The following is a 13,814-nucleotide window of genomic DNA, read 5'->3' on the forward strand; positions in this document are numbered from 1 at the left end:
CGCTGCACTCAGCCGCGGATGTTCAGTCCCACCTTCTGGAACTCCTTGAGATCGGAGTAGCCCGACTTGGCCATGGACCGACGCAGTCCGCCGACCAGGTCGAGCGAGCCGAACGGATCCGTCGACGGGCCGAACAGCACCCGGTCGAGGCTCGGCCGATCGTCACCGAACGCGGCTTCGAGCAGCGCGCCGCGCGGCATCGACGGGTGTGCCGCCGCGGACGGCCAGTACCAGCCGCGGCCCGGAGCCTCCTCGGCCACGGCGAGCGGGGCACCGAGCACGACGGCGTCGGCACCGCACGCGATGGCCTTCGCCACGTGCCCCGACGTCGTGATGTCGCCGTCGGCGAGCACGTGCACGTACCGGCCCCCGGTCTCGTCCAGGTAGTCCCGACGCGCGGCGGCGGCGTCGGCGATGGCCGTGGCCATCGGCACGCCGATGCCGAGGACCTCGCCGGTGGTGGTCGCACCCTCGGTCGAGCCGTAGCCGACGATCACGCCCGCGGCGCCGGTCCGCATGAGGTGCAGCGCGGTGCGGTGATCGCTCACGCCGCCCGCGACGACGGGCACGTCGAGCTCGGCGATGAACGTCTTGAGGTTCAGCGGCTCCTCGCCGCCGGCGGACACGTGCTCGGCCGAGATGATGGTGCCCTGCACCACCAGCAGATCGACACCCGCGGCGACGAGACCCGGGGTGAGCGCGAGCGCGTTCTGCGGACTGACGCGCACGGCGACCGTCACTCCCGCCTCGCGCACCGTCGCGACGGCGGTGGCCAGCAGATCCGGCTGCAGCGGCGCGGCGTGCAGTTCCTGCAGGAACGCCACCGCGGCGTCCGCGTCGACCTCGCGGGAGGCGATGTCGGTGAGCCGCTCGATGGCTGCGTCGACGTTCGCGTGGCGCGCCCACAATCCCTCGCCGTTGACGACGCCGAGGCCGCCTCGCTTGCCGAGCTCGATGGCGAACGACGGCGAGACCAACGCGTCCGTCGGGTGGGCGACGACCGGGATGTCGAACCGGTAGGCGTCGAGCTGCCAGGCCGTCGAGACGTCCTTCGACGAGCGCGTCCGCCGCGACGGGACGATGTCGACGTCCTCGAGTTCGTAGGTACGACGGGCCGTGCGGCCCATGCCGATCTCCACCAGGTCGCGCACGCGCGTGCCTTCTTTCTTCGGGGTCCGACCCCCCAGCGGGTCGCTGTGAGGGTCGCTGTGGGGTCGCTGGGTGCAGCCGGAATCAGCGAGCGGTGTAGTTGGGGGCCTCGACGGTCATCGTGATGTCGTGCGGGTGGCTCTCCTTGAGACCCGCGGAGGTGATCTGCACGAACTGCGCCTCCTGCAGGTGCTCGACCGACGTGGACCCGGTGTAGCCCATCGCGGCCCGCAGACCGCCGGTCAGCTGGTGGATGACCTGCGAGAGCGGCCCGCGGAACGGCACCCGGCCCTCGATGCCCTCCGGCACCAGCTTGTCCTCGGCCAGCACGTCGTCCTGGAAGTACCGGTCCTTGGAGAAGGACTTGGCGGCGCCGCGGCCCTGCATCGCGCCGAGGGAGCCCATGCCGCGGTAGCTCTTGAACTGCTTGCCGCCCACGAGGATCAGCTCGCCGGGCGACTCGGCGGTGCCGGCGAGCAGCGATCCCAGCATGGCGGTCGACGCACCCGCGGCCAGCGCCTTGGCGATGTCGCCGGAGAACTGCAGGCCACCGTCGGCGATCACGGGCACACCGGCCGGCTTGCACACGGCGACGGCCTCGAGAATGGCCGTGATCTGCGGGGCACCGACACCGGCGACGACGCGCGTCGTGCAGATCGAGCCCGGTCCGACACCCACCTTGACCGCGTCCGCGCCGGCCTCGACCAGCGCACGGGCGCCGGCGCGGGTGGCGATGTTGCCGCCGACCACCTGCACCCGGTCGCCGACCTCGGCCTTGACCTTGCTGACCATCTGCAGCACCTGCGAGTTGTGGCCGTGGGCGGTGTCGACCACGAGCACGTCGACACCCGCGTCCGCCAGCAACATGGCGCGGGACCAGGAATCGTCACCGACACCCACGGCGGCACCGACCAGCAGGCGGCCGTCGCGGTCCTTCGTCGCCAGCGGGTGCTGCTCGGTCTTGACGAAGTCCTTGACGGTGATGAGGCCCGTCAGCATGCCCTTGCCGTCGACGATGGGCAGCTTCTCGATCTTGTGGCGGCGTAGCAGACCCAGGGCGGCGTCCGCGGTGACTCCTTCGCGCGCGGTCACCAGCGGCGCCTTGGTCATCACCTCCGCGACGGTGCGGGACTGGTCCACCTCGAAGCGCATGTCGCGGTTGGTGATGATGCCGACCAGTTCCCCGCGCTCGTCGGTCACCGGCAGGCCGGAGATGCGGAACTTCGCGCACAGGGCGTCGACCTCGGCGAGCGTGTCGGTGGGCTTGCACGTGACCGGATCGGTGACCATGCCGGCCTCGGAGCGCTTGACCACCTCGACCTGCGCGGCCTGATCCTGCGCGGAGAGATTGCGGTGCAGCACGCCCATGCCGCCGGCGCGGGCCATCGCGATGGCCATGCGGGCCTCGGTGACGGTGTCCATCGCGCTGGACACGAGCGGCACGCGCAGTCGGATGTCGCGGGTCAGCTGGCTCGAGGTGTCGACCTTGCTGGGAATGAGATCCGACGCGGCCGGAATGAGCAGCACGTCGTCGAAGGTGAGTCCGAGCATGGCCACCTTGTTCGGATCGTCGCCGCCGGTCCGGACCGCGGGTGCGACGTGGTCGGCGACACCGGACCCCGCCGTGCTCGAGATGTCGGGTGTGGTCATGTGAGCGGCCCCTCCTGAAGTGACGACGTGCCGTTCCGGCCGGTCCCGATCGTATCCGCCGCCCATGTCACGGAACGACCCGCATCGGTCCGTAGCGGTGGCGCGGACGGGCCCTCGCTGCGTACCGTGGTCGACGTGCGTGATCAATTGCCCCCCGGTCTCCCCCCGGACCCGTTCGCCGGTGATCCCGCCGACCCGTCGGCTGCTCTCGACGCGATCGAGCCCGGTCAACCCCTGGACCCGCAGGAGCGACTGGCCGTCGAGGAGGATCTCGCCGATCTCGCGGTCTACGAGGCGCTGTTGGCCCACCGCGGCGTACGCGGCCTGGTGGTGTGCTGCGAGGACTGCCAGCAGGACCACTTCCACGATTGGGACATGCTGCGCGCGAACCTGCTGCAGCTGCTGGTCGACGGCACCGTGCGTCCGCACGAGCCGGCGTACGACCCCATTCCCGACGCCTATGTCACGTGGGACTACTGCCGCGGATACGCGGACGCCTCGATGAACGACGCGTTGCACGGCGACGGCTTCGACGCCTGAGCCTCCCCCAGCACGACGAACGCCCACCGACCGCGAGGTCGGTGGGCGTTCGTCGTGTGGGCCGTCTCTAGTTCGGTGTCACGTCGCCGAGGTCCGGTGCCACCGTGGGCACGGTCGGCACGGTGGTGGGCACGACCGGGAGACGAAGGATCTCCGGCGGCACCGTCACGGTGGTGCTGGGCGCGGGCAGTCCCGGCAGCGCCGTGGGCAGCGGGAACGGCAGACCCGTCGGCAACGGCGGCAACGACGGAATCGACGGCAACGTCAGGTCCTGCGTCGGCAGCGGAATGTCGGACGGCAGCGGCGACAGATCCTCGGGGATCTGCGGAGCGTCCGGCACGGCGGTGTCCGGCGTGACCGGGGCCGCGGGCGGCACCGGAATCGCCGGCGGCGTCAGCTTGGACAGCTGCTCGTTGAGTCGGGTCCACCACCCCAGCAGCTCGGCACGCTGCTGCTCGTCCCGCACGGCCGGCGTCCGGGTGGCGGCTTCGGCGAGCAGGGTGCGCGCCTGATCGGCGTCACCACGAGCGAGGGCCGTCTCCACGTTCTGCAGCGCCGACGTGGTCTCCACGCGCGCTGCCGTGGATTGCGCCTCCTGGGTGAACACGACTTCCTTGACCTTCCACAGCGGGTCGCCCGGCTCGGCCCCGAAGGACACCGCGGACACTCCGCCGGCCAGGAACGCGACGGCTGCGGCGGCCCCGACGACCGGGCGCAGAAACCGGAGTCGACTGCGGGCACGGCCGCGGTCGGCCGCGTGGTGTGCTCGGTCCATGGCTGCCTGGATCTCGTCGAGCGAGGGACCGGCCGGCATGGGTGCGGAGACGATGTCCTCCCGCCACTCCGCCAGCAGCGCGGCCAGGCGGTACTCGTCCGCGTCCGCCGTGGCGACCGGGCCGTTCCCGGCGATCGCCTCGATGAGGGCGTCGTCCCTCCGCACGGCCATCAGATCGACGGGATCGTTCTCGTCGTCGAGCGACCGGTCGCGGTCCGCGCCGCGCCCCGTGTCACGGGCCATACTTGTCACCTGCTCCCACTACAGCCGTTTTCAGCTTCGCCAATGCCCGGTGTTGCGCCACACGAACGGCGCCCGCGGTGCTTCCCACCGCGGCTGCCGTCTCCTCCGCCGACAGCCCGACCACCAGGCGAAGCACCAGAATCTCGCGGTGCTTCTCCGGCAGGGTCGAGAGCAGCTCGGTCATGCGGCGTCCTGCCTCCGAGTCCAGCGCCCGTTGCTCGGGGCCTTCCTCGGTGGACATGACATCCGGAACATCGGCCATGGGTTCGGATTTGTTACGCGACGTACTGCGATGGGCGTCGGCGACCTTGTGCGAGGCGATTCCGTAGACGAACGCCATGAACGGCCGGCCCTGATCCTCGTAGCGGGGCAGCGCCGTCATGACGGCGATGCACACCTCCTGAGCGACGTCGTCGGCGGACATCTGCCCACGATCACCGGCGCCGACGCGCGCGCGGCAGTAGCGGACCACCATGGGGCGCACGGTCTCGAGCACGATGGCCATGGCGTTGCGATCGCCGAGGGCCGCCGCCGCGACGGCTGCGTCCAGCCGCTCGTCGGTGACGGTCATGAACTCACCCCCGCGCCGCTGCTCCCGACCCGCCCGTCGACCGGACGTGCTTCCCGGCCGACACCGCCGACCGGGAACAGACTCAGGATAGTCGGCGCGGAAGTTCGTGTGACCGAACAGTCCGCTTCTGCGCCGTAGCTCATCGGAACGGCCCACCCCGCGCACGCAGGATCGCCGCGAACCGGGCGCGATCCGCCGCGGCGATCGGGTCCCCCACCGCGTCTCCGATCGCCGCCGCCGCCCAGGCCAGCGGCAGGAAACCGCCGTCGTCGGCGTCCCGACGGGCTCGCTCCGCCCGTCGCCCCACCCCGTCTCGCCCGGCCACCAGCGCGGCCGCCGCGCCGACCACCGCCGACTTCACCCGGTGCCGCGGTGAGGCGAGGTCCGCGGCCAGTCGAGCGGCGTCGTCGGCCCAGAACTCCGCGGTGGCGCCGTCGCCGCGCGCCATGGCCAGTTCGGCGCGCACCCACCGACACCGCACGCCCGCGCGGTGCGCCTCTTCGTCCGGACCGCAACGGTCGAGGATCGCCACGGCGCGATCCAGCAGGACCTCGGCTCGTCGATACCGGCCGGGTCCGAGAGCGTCCGCAGCGAGACCCACCACCGCGTCCACCGCGGCCACCGTGGCGACGCGCAGCCCCACTTCGGCCACGGCCCGGCCGTCGAGGACGGCGGCCCGCGCGTGATCACCGCCCTGACGCACCAGGGACGCGCTCAGACACCAGGCCGACGACCGGACCACCGGGTCGGGCGAGACACACAGCGCGGCGGCCTCGGTGTGGGCGCGGGCGTACCACCCACGTCCCCCGACCTCCGCCGCGCGCCGCCAGGCCTCGAGATCAGTCACGAGAGCCACGCTAACGAGTCCGCCCTCCGGAGAGTTTTCCCAGTGTTCACACGGGGCGCCCCGAGCCGTGCAGTAACGCACGGTGGTCGCCGATGTGACGGCGGCGTTACGGGCGTGGCGCGGTGTCCGCGGCACCAGATCCACGTGACGGTCACGTTAAAAAATCGGCCGTGGACTGTGGAAATCACCACGAATCCGGACTGTTGACGCTCTTTCGGACCGCTTCGTACGGTTGCTCTGCTCCTGGTGAGAGGCCTCACCGGAGCCGGTGACCGTCGCCCCGCGAGATCCGCACACCACCGGTTGCCACCCGAACGCAGGAGGACGCCATGCCCCAGCCCGAGAACCTTCCCGGACCGAACGCCGACATCTGGGACTGGCAGATGCACGGTTCGTGCCGAGGCGTCGACTCGTCCGTGTTCTTCCACCCGGACGGCGAACGCGGGCGTGCCCGCGCGCAACGCGAGGCCCGCGCGAAGGAGATGTGCCGAGAATGCCCCGTGCTGCGACAGTGCCGGTCGCACGCCTTGGCGGTGAACGAGCCCTACGGCATCTGGGGTGGGCTCAGCGAGACCGAGCGCGACGCCCTCGCCCGCCGCAGTCGCCGACGCATCGCGTCCTGATCCCCCGCACGACGACCGAGACCCCACCGGATGGATCCGGTGGGGTCTCGTCGTACCGAAGGGGAAAGCCCGCCTAGTGGCTGTGGCCGTGCCCGTGGCCCTCGTCGCCCTCGTCCTCGACGGGCTTGTCGACGACGGTGGACTCGGTGGTCAGGATCATCCGCGCGACCGACGCCGCGTTGACGACGGCGGAGCGGGTGACCTTGACGGGGTCGATGACGCCGTCGGCAACCAGGTCGCCGTACGTGAGCGTCGCGGCGTTGAAGCCGGTGGTGTCCTCGGCGTCGGCGAGCTTGCCGACCACGACGGACCCGTCGACACCCGCGTTGGCGGCGATCCAGAACATCGGAGCCCGCAGGGCGAGGCGGACGGCCTCGACGCCGATGGCCTCGTCACCGGTGAGGCCCAGGCCGCCGGCCAGTCCGCGCGAGGCGTGGACCAGCGCGGCACCGCCGCCGGGGACGATGCCTTCCTCGACGGCCGCCTTGGCGGCGTTCACTGCGTCCTCGACTCGGAACTTGCGCTCCTTGAGGTCGGTCTCGGTGGCGGCGCCGACCTTGATGACCGCGACACCGCCGGCCAGCTTGGCCAGCCGCTCCTCGAGCTTCTCCCGATCCCAGTCCGAGTCGGTGGCCTCGATCTCGCGACGCAGCTGGGCGACGCGGTCGGCGATGGCCTCCGCGGTGCCCGCGCCCTCGACGATGGTGGTCTCGTCCTTGGAGACGACGACGCGACGAGCGGTGCCGAGCAGGTCGAGGCCTGCGTCCTTGAGCGTGAGGCCCAGGTCGGCGTTGATCACGGTGCCGCCGGTGACGACGGCGAGGTCCTCGAGGAACGCCTTGCGGCGGTCGCCGAAGAACGGCGCCTTCACCGCGACGGCCTTGACCGTCTTGCGGATGGAGTTGACCACCAGGGTGGACAGGGCCTCGCCCTCGACGTCCTCCGCGATGATGAGGACGGGCTTGCCGGCCTCGGCGATCTTCTCGAGCAGCGGCAGGAAGTCGGGCAGCGACCCGATCTTGTCGCGGTAGAGCAGGACGCGCGCGTCCTCGAGCACCGCTTCCTGGCTGTCGGCGTCGGTGACGAAGTACGGCGAGAGGTAGCCCTTGTCGAACTGCACGCCCTCGGTGACGACGAGTTCGGAGACCAGCGAGCTGGACTCCTCGACGGTGACGACGCCGTCGGTGCCGACACGGGTGAGTGCCTCGCCGACCATCTGTCCGATGACCTCGTCACGCGAGGACACGGTGGCGACCTGGGCGACGGAGGTCTCGCCCTCGACCGGCACCGCCGCGGCGCGCAGCGCCTCGGAGACGTGGTCGACGGCCTTGCCGATGCCGACGCCGAGCGCGATGGGGTTGGCCCCTGCGGCGACGTTCTTCAGACCTTGGCGCACCAGTGCCTGGGCCAGCACCGTCGCGGTGGTGGTGCCGTCGCCGGCGACGTCGTTGGTCTTGGTGGCGACGCTCTTGACGAGCTGCGCGCCGAGGTTCTCGAACGGGTCCTCGAGCTCCACCTCACGGGCGATCGAGACACCGTCGTTGGTGACGGTCGGTCCTCCGAACGCCTTCGCGAGCACCACGTGGCGGCCGCGGGGTCCGAGTGTGACCTTGACGGCGTCGGCGAGCTTGTCGACGCCCTTCTCCAGGCTGCGCCGGGCAGCCTCGTTGAATTCCAGTTGCTTGGCCATACGGCTGACGGCTCCTCGTCGGTCGGACGTAACGCAAGCCGCCCCGGGCCACTAGGGACACCGGGGCGGAGAGCGTGGGGCTTACTTGGAGATGACTGCCAGCACGTCGCGTGCGGACAGGATCAGGTACTCCTCGCCGGCGTACTTGATCTCGGTGCCGCCGTACTTGGAGTAGATGACGGTGTCACCCTCCTTGACGTCGACCGGGATGCGGTTCCCCTTGTCGGTCACGCGGCCTTCGCCGACGGCGACCACGGTGCCCTCCTGGGGCTTCTCCTTGGCCGTGTCGGGGATGACCAGACCGGAGGCGGTCGTCGTCTCGGCCTCGACGGCCTGGACGAGGATCTTGTCCTCGAGCGGCTTGATGTTCACGCCTGCCACGATGAGCCCTCCACTTTCACACGTTCGGTGTCGCGGCCGAGGGTCGTCCTCGGCCGTCGTGTCTTCATGTCCACCTGCGCGAGCAGGATCACTTGCCGTGACGCTGTGGGTCGACGTCCCGTCGTCGCGGGTGCCGGGCCGTCGTCCCTGGCGTCGACTAGCACTCTATACATGCGAGTGCCAGCACTCAACCTCTTCGACTGCCCGATATCTCGGCCATGCGCTCCCGCACGCGCGGGGCCACCTCAGTGCCCAGGAACTCGATGCTGCGCAGCACCTTCTCGTGCGGCAGGGTGCCCACACTGATGTGCAGCATGAACCGGTCCAGACCCAGCAACCGGGACATCGACACGATCTTTTCCGCCACCGTGTCCGGGGATCCCAGCACCAGGGATCCGGCCGGTGACCGCGCCGCGTCGAACTGCCCGCGGCCGAGCGGCGGCCACCCGCGCTCACGGCCGATGTGGGACATCGCCGTGCGGTACGGATCGAAGAACTCGGCCGCCGCGGCGTCGTCGGTCTCGCCGACGTAGCCGTGCGCGTGCACCGCGAGCGGTGTCGGGGGCTTGCCGAACTCGTCCAGCGCCCGGCGGTAGAGGTCGCCGAACGGCGCGAACCGGGCCGGCTCGCCGCCGATGATCGCCAGCGCCACGGGTAGTCCGTAGGACGCCGCCCGGACGACGGACTGCGGGTTGCCGCCCACTCCCACCCAGACGGGCAGCGGGTCCTGGTGCGCGCGCGGGTAGACGGTCTGCTCGGCGAGGGCCGGCCGGTGCCGACCGCTCCAGGTGACCCGGTCGGAGTTCGCGATCGCCACCAGCAGGTCGAGCTTCTCGGCGAACAGCTCGTCGTAGTCCTCGAGCCGGTAACCGAAGAGCGGGAAGGATTCGGTGAAGGAGCCGCGGCCCGCGATCACCTCGGCGCGGCCGGACGAGAGCTGATCGAGCGTCGCGAAGTCCTGGTAGACCCGCACCGGGTCGTCGGAACTGAGCACGGTCACCGCGCTGGTGAGACGAATGCGCGACGTGCGGGCCGCGATCGCCGCGAGCACGACGGCCGGCGCGGACGCCGCGAAGTCCGCGCGATGGTGCTCGCCGACGCCGTAGACGTCGAGGCCGACCCGGTCGGCCAGCTCCGCTTCCTCGACCACCTCGCGGAGCCGCTGCCCGTGGCTGCGAACGGTGTCGACCCCGACCTCGGGGTACGTCTCGGCGAAGGTCGTGATGCCCACCTCGAACGGCGCGGGGTCGGCATTCCGGGGGTCCGACTGTTCTGACACGCGGGTTCCACATCCTTTTTCTCGTCGCGACGAAGGTGCTCGTCGGAGCGGGTTCTCCCGCCGCCGACACCCACAACGTCGCGAAACGGACGCGCTATTTCGCGCGAAGTTCGGTAACGTTCCCATAACGGCGCTCGCGACGTCTCGTCGGCGTGCCCGCGACACGACCCGTCGAACGAATCGAAGGAGGTGCTCACACCGTGCCCCACGCCGGCAGTACTCGGCCCGACCCGGCCGATCGTCCCGCGACCACCCTCGGCGTCTCGGCCGGCTCCGAGGTGGTGTGCTGCGCCGTCCTCACGACCACCGAGACCGGCCGCGAGATCTTCGACTACCGCACCCTCACGGTCGACGGCGTCCGCTCGGACCCCGCGGAACTGGTCACCACCTCGCTCGCCCTGGCCACCGACCACCTGCTGCGTGACGGCGCGGCCGACCGGCCCCGCGTCGGCGTCGCACACCGTCCGTCGTCCCGGACGCGCCCCCTGCTCGCGGCATTGCGCAGGCACGACGCCTCCCTCTCCGGCGACAACCTGGTGACCGACATCGACGCCGCACTGTGCTGGCTCCGGCACACCGGCGAGGTGGCCCGGTTCGGCCACATCCTGCTCGTCGACGTCGGCGCGAGCGGAACCTCCGTCAGCGTCGTCGACCAGGTCGACGGAACCGTGCGCGCGAGCACCCGCACCGACGTGATGAGCGGACGCGTGGTCGAGCGCGCTCTCGCCGCGACGGTCGAGTCCCGGCTGCCGGCCGTGCACGTGCTCGACCGCGCGCTGGTGGCCGCCCGCCTGACCACCGCGAAGGAGCAGCTGTCCTCCGCCGACAGCAGCAGCGTCGACCTGCCCGGCGGCGAGACCGTCACCGTCACGCGTGCCGATCTCGAGGACGCGCTCGCCGCGCCGCTGCGCGTCTTCCGTTCGGCCGTCACCGACCTCGTCGAGACCGCGATCGTCCTCCACGGCGAATCGGCGCGACCGGACGCCGCCGCCGTGATCGGCGGAGGGGCGTTCGTTCCCGCCGTCGTCGACGCCGTCGCCGACACCGTCGACGTTCCCCTCGTCACCACCACCGAACCCGACGCCGCCGTAGCCAAGGGCGCAGCCCTGCTCGCGCGCACGCTGGCTCACCCGGCCCGGTCGACGGCGCCGTCGACGTCCGGCGTGCGGACCGCCGGTGCGGTCGCCGTCGCCTGCGCCGTGCTGGCCGTCGTCCTCGCCTACGGCGTCCAGGCGCTCACGCCGATCGACGGTCCCACCGTCACCACCAGCGCCGCCACCGGTACCGCAGACGAGCCCGCCGTGACCACGTCCACCACCGTGGACACACTGCCCGCTCCCCCGCCCGCCCTCACCGGCGGCTGGGAGGACCCGGGCGCGGCCGCCGCACCGCCCGCCTCCCCGTACGACTACACCGCGCAGCCGCCGCCGACGTACGACTACACCGCGCCCCGGCCGAGGCCGTCGACGCCCGCCCCGGCGACCTCCACGACTACCGCGAGCACGGGTTCGCCGACGCCGACCACCCCCAGCCTGCGACCGGCACCGGACCTGCCGATCATCGAGATCCCCGGATTGCCGGGTCTGCCGCCCTGGTGGGTCACGCCGCCGAGCACCGCCCCGGTCGACCCGGGTCAGGCGACGCCCGATCCGTCGGCCACCGCACCGACCGGCCCGACCCCGGTCACCACCCTCCCCGCGCTGCCGGACGGCGTCACGGCGGTGCCGGTGCCCCAGCCGAACACGGCGACGGTGCCCCTCGATCCCTCGACGCCCGCCCCCACCCCGTAGGAGGCGAGCCGGTCACGGCACGAGCGAGGTGGACACCGGCAGTCCCGGATCCGTCGCCGAGGTCAGCGCGGACGGCGAGGCGCCCGAGGCGGCGATGTGCGCGCCCAGGGTGGCGATCATGACGCCGTTGTCGGTGCACCGCCGCGGCGTCGGCACCCGCAGTGTCACACCCGCTGCGGCACACCGCTCCTCGGCGAGCGACCGGATCCGGGAGTTCGCCGTCGCTCCGCCACCCAATACGAGAGTGTCGATGCCGCGGTCCTCCAGCGCCCGGATCGCCTTGAGTGTCAACACGTCCGCCACGGCCTCCTGGAAGGACGCCGCGACGTCGGCCACGACCACCGGGGTCCCGGACCGCTCCGACTTCTCGATGTACCGCGCGACGGCCGTCTTGAGGCCGGAGAAGGAGAAGTCGTACCGCGCGTCGCGCGGACCGGTCATCCCGCGAGGGAAGGCGATGGCGGTCGGATCCCCCTGTGCGGCCAGGCGATCCAGTACCGGCCCGCCGGGATAGCCGAGACCGAGCAGGCGGGCCACCTTGTCGAAGGCCTCGCCCGCCGCGTCGTCGACGGTGCTGCCGAGTTCGACGATCGGCTCCGCCAACGACGACACCTCGAGCAGGTGGGTGTGGCCGCCGGAGACGAGCAGCGCGACGCACTCGGGCATCGGGCCGTGCTCGAGCGTGTCGACGGCGACGTGGCCGCCCAGGTGATTGACCGCGTAGAACGGCACACCCCACGCCGCCGCATAGGCTTTGGCCGCCGCGACACCCACGAGCAGCGCCCCCGCGAGACCGGGACCGATGGTCACCGCCACGGCGTCCGGGCGCTCGATGTCGGCTGCCGCGAGCGCCCGCCGCATCGTCGGCACGATCGCCTCGAGGTGCGCACGCGAAGCGATCTCGGGCACCACACCGCCGAACCGCGCGTGCTCGTCGACACTGGAGGCCACCTCGTCGGCCAGCAGGTCGCACGTCCCCGCCGCCGGACCGCTCTCGTGATACCGCACGATACCGACTCCTGTTTCGTCACAGGAGCTTTCAATACCCAGGACGATCACGAGGGCTGCCCTTCCGTCGAGCCGCCGGGTTCGCGGCGCATCGTGTACGCGTCCGCGCCCGAGGGGCGGTAGTAATTGCGGCGGGTGCCGACGACGGAGAATCCCGTCGATCGATACAGGGCCAGCGCGGCCTCGTTGTCCGTCCGGACCTCGAGGAACACCGGGCCGCCGTGCGCGTCGGCCGCCGCCAGCGCATCCGTCAGCAACGCCCGGCCGATCCCCCGGCGCTGCGCCGACGGATCGACACCGATCGTGTGGATCTCCGCCTCGGCACCGGACCCCGTGCCCAGCAACGCAATTCCGGCGTAGCCCACCACGCCGTCGTCGTCGTCACGCACGACGCGATATCGCACGTGCGGGCTCCGCAGCTCCCCGAGGAACGCCTCCTCGGGCCACGGCCCGTCACCCGGGAACAGGATCCGCTCGAGCCGAGCACATCCCGCCGCATCCGCCGGAACCATCGGCTCGATACCCGTCACGACCGCGCTGCACGATCGGCCGTGGCCACGGCTGCACGATCGGCCGTCGCCACGGCTGCACGATCGGCAGTGGCCACGGCTGCACGATCGGCCGTGGCCACGGCGTCGGGCCGGCGGAGATACTGCGGCACCGGCTCGTCCGGCCGATCCCCACGGCGAAGCGCGGCCGCCGCCACCGCGACCAGCGACTCGGGCGACGGGCTCTCGACCGGCTCGACGGGCAGGTCCACCATGTCGACGTGCGACGCCGACCCGGCGACCACCTCCGCCGCACCCACCTCGACGTCACCGGGCGCCGACACCGCCGGACCGGCCACCGCACGGCCCCCGACGAACCGAGCCCAGTAGACCTCCTTGCGTCGGGCGTCGGTGATCACCAGCACCTCCCGCTCGCCCGGCACCGCCGCGGCGATCGCGTCCAGACTCCCGACCCCGTGGACCGGCACCCCCACCGCGTCCGCGAACGCCATCCCCGTGGCCATGCCCACCCGCAGGCCCGTGAACGGGCCGGGGCCGATGCCCACCACGACCGCGTCGATGTCGGCGGGACCCACGCCGGCCTCGGCCAGGCACTCGACGATCTGCGGAGTCAACACCTCGGCGTGCAGGCGGGCGTCGACCGTCACCCGCGTGGCCAGGGCGACGGGGGCCGCGGACGGGTCGGCATCGAGCCGCACGAGACCGGCGGTCACCGCGGGCGTGGACGTGTCGACGGCGAGAACAAGCACGGATGTCCAG

The 13,814-nt window shown here is 71.7% G+C and carries 14 protein-coding genes; 3 read left to right on the forward strand and 11 right to left on the reverse strand.

The genetic code is table 11. The features are described from left to right. Positions 1-8: 8 nt before the first annotated feature. Complete coding sequence (locus A3Q40_RS10940; protein ID WP_068102191.1) at positions 9-1,151, reverse strand: GuaB3 family IMP dehydrogenase-related protein; 1,143 nt, start codon at positions 1,149-1,151, stop codon at positions 9-11. 82 nt (positions 1,152-1,233) lie between these two features. Next, positions 1,234-2,700 carry an IMP dehydrogenase gene (guaB, locus tag A3Q40_RS10945; RefSeq protein WP_068105962.1) on the reverse strand — a complete coding sequence of 489 codons (1,467 nt, stop codon included), beginning with the start codon at positions 2,698-2,700 and terminating at the stop codon, positions 1,234-1,236. A gap of 234 nt (positions 2,701-2,934) precedes the next feature. Between guaB and A3Q40_RS10950 the strand changes: the two genes are divergently transcribed. Continuing rightward, on the forward strand, positions 2,935-3,339 hold the full coding sequence (locus tag A3Q40_RS10950) for a DUF5319 domain-containing protein (RefSeq protein WP_068105965.1): 405 nt from the start codon (positions 2,935-2,937) through the stop codon (positions 3,337-3,339). Positions 3,340-3,406: 67 nt separating this feature from the next. Here the strand turns inward: A3Q40_RS10950 and A3Q40_RS10955 are convergent, their stop codons facing one another. The 3 genes from A3Q40_RS10955 to A3Q40_RS10965 all read right to left on the reverse strand — a co-directional run bounded on the left by A3Q40_RS10955 (position 3,407) and on the right by A3Q40_RS10965 (position 5,775). Further along, positions 3,407-4,357, reverse strand: coding sequence for an anti-sigma-D factor RsdA (locus A3Q40_RS10955; protein WP_068102192.1), 951 nt, complete (start codon positions 4,355-4,357; stop codon positions 3,407-3,409). Next, the gene (locus tag A3Q40_RS10960; RefSeq protein WP_068102193.1) at positions 4,347-4,928 is read right to left on the reverse strand and encodes a sigma-70 family RNA polymerase sigma factor; all 582 of its coding nucleotides are present in this window, start codon (positions 4,926-4,928) and stop codon (positions 4,347-4,349) included. Before A3Q40_RS10960 ends, A3Q40_RS10955 begins: the two co-directional genes overlap by 11 nt. Before the next feature lie 139 nt (positions 4,929-5,067). Then, the gene (locus A3Q40_RS10965; RefSeq protein ID WP_157889560.1) at positions 5,068-5,775 is read right to left on the reverse strand and encodes a hypothetical protein; all 708 of its coding nucleotides are present in this window, start codon (positions 5,773-5,775) and stop codon (positions 5,068-5,070) included. Between the two features lie 329 nt (positions 5,776-6,104). Between A3Q40_RS10965 and A3Q40_RS10970 the strand changes: the two genes are divergently transcribed. Further along, positions 6,105-6,398, forward strand: coding sequence for a WhiB family transcriptional regulator (locus A3Q40_RS10970; RefSeq protein WP_068102197.1), 294 nt, complete (start codon positions 6,105-6,107; stop codon positions 6,396-6,398). Positions 6,399-6,471: 73 nt separating this feature from the next. Here A3Q40_RS10970 and groL read toward each other — a convergent pair whose 3' ends face one another. The 3 genes from groL to A3Q40_RS10985 all read right to left on the reverse strand — a co-directional run bounded on the left by groL (position 6,472) and on the right by A3Q40_RS10985 (position 9,748). Next, complete coding sequence (gene groL / locus A3Q40_RS10975) at positions 6,472-8,088, reverse strand: chaperonin GroEL (RefSeq protein WP_068102200.1); 1,617 nt, start codon at positions 8,086-8,088, stop codon at positions 6,472-6,474. A gap of 81 nt (positions 8,089-8,169) precedes the next feature. Continuing rightward, the gene (gene groES, locus A3Q40_RS10980; protein ID WP_027503792.1) at positions 8,170-8,469 is read right to left on the reverse strand and encodes a co-chaperone GroES; all 300 of its coding nucleotides are present in this window, start codon (positions 8,467-8,469) and stop codon (positions 8,170-8,172) included. A gap of 187 nt (positions 8,470-8,656) precedes the next feature. Further along, a complete protein-coding gene (locus A3Q40_RS10985) occupies positions 8,657-9,748 on the reverse strand; it encodes an LLM class flavin-dependent oxidoreductase (RefSeq protein WP_068102205.1) in 1,092 nt (363 codons plus the stop codon). Between the two features lie 200 nt (positions 9,749-9,948). Between A3Q40_RS10985 and A3Q40_RS21010 the strand changes: the two genes are divergently transcribed. Next, positions 9,949-11,538: an Hsp70 family protein gene (locus A3Q40_RS21010; RefSeq protein ID WP_068102208.1), complete on the forward strand. Its 1,590-nt coding sequence runs from the start codon at positions 9,949-9,951 to the stop codon at positions 11,536-11,538. Between the two features lie 12 nt (positions 11,539-11,550). On the opposite strand, the gene tsaD is transcribed toward A3Q40_RS21010, so the two are convergent. From tsaD to tsaB, 3 genes are read right to left on the reverse strand one after another with little or no spacing between them, the layout of a single operon-like run. After that, entirely contained in the window at positions 11,551-12,597 is a 1,047-nt protein-coding gene (gene tsaD / locus A3Q40_RS10995) for a tRNA (adenosine(37)-N6)-threonylcarbamoyltransferase complex transferase subunit TsaD (protein ID WP_068102210.1), read from the reverse strand. Next, positions 12,594-13,058: a ribosomal protein S18-alanine N-acetyltransferase gene (gene rimI / locus A3Q40_RS11000; RefSeq protein ID WP_068105968.1), complete on the reverse strand. Its 465-nt coding sequence runs from the start codon at positions 13,056-13,058 to the stop codon at positions 12,594-12,596. The genes tsaD and rimI overlap by 4 nt, the downstream gene beginning before the upstream one ends. A 14-nt stretch (positions 13,059-13,072) precedes the next feature. Next, complete coding sequence (gene tsaB, locus A3Q40_RS11005) at positions 13,073-13,804, reverse strand: tRNA (adenosine(37)-N6)-threonylcarbamoyltransferase complex dimerization subunit type 1 TsaB (protein WP_082833874.1); 732 nt, start codon at positions 13,802-13,804, stop codon at positions 13,073-13,075. Positions 13,805-13,814 lie beyond the last annotated feature (10 nt).

This window comes from Rhodococcus sp. PBTS 1 (assembly GCF_001620025.1).
Taxonomy (GTDB): Bacteria; Actinomycetota; Actinomycetes; order Mycobacteriales; family Mycobacteriaceae; genus Rhodococcoides; species Rhodococcoides kroppenstedtii.

What these genes read in the sequence shown, in the direction of transcription:
- guaB (WP_068105962.1), bottom strand. Translation starts at nt 2,700, where the DNA reads ATGCTCGGACTCACCTTCGACGACGTGCTGCTCATTCCGGCCGCGTCG.
- A3Q40_RS10955 (WP_068102192.1), bottom strand. Translation starts at nt 4,357, where the DNA reads ATGGCCCGTGACACGGGGCGCGGCGCGGACCGCGACCGGTCGCTCGAC.
- A3Q40_RS10960 (WP_068102193.1), bottom strand. Translation starts at nt 4,928, where the DNA reads ATGACCGTCACCGACGAGCGGCTGGACGCAGCCGTCGCGGCGGCGGCC.
- A3Q40_RS10970 (WP_068102197.1), top strand. Translation starts at nt 6,105, where the DNA reads ATGCCCCAGCCCGAGAACCTTCCCGGACCGAACGCCGACATCTGGGAC.
- groL (WP_068102200.1), bottom strand. Translation starts at nt 8,088, where the DNA reads ATGGCCAAGCAACTGGAATTCAACGAGGCTGCCCGGCGCAGCCTGGAG.
- rimI (WP_068105968.1), bottom strand. Translation starts at nt 13,058, where the DNA reads ATGGTTCCGGCGGATGCGGCGGGATGTGCTCGGCTCGAGCGGATCCTG.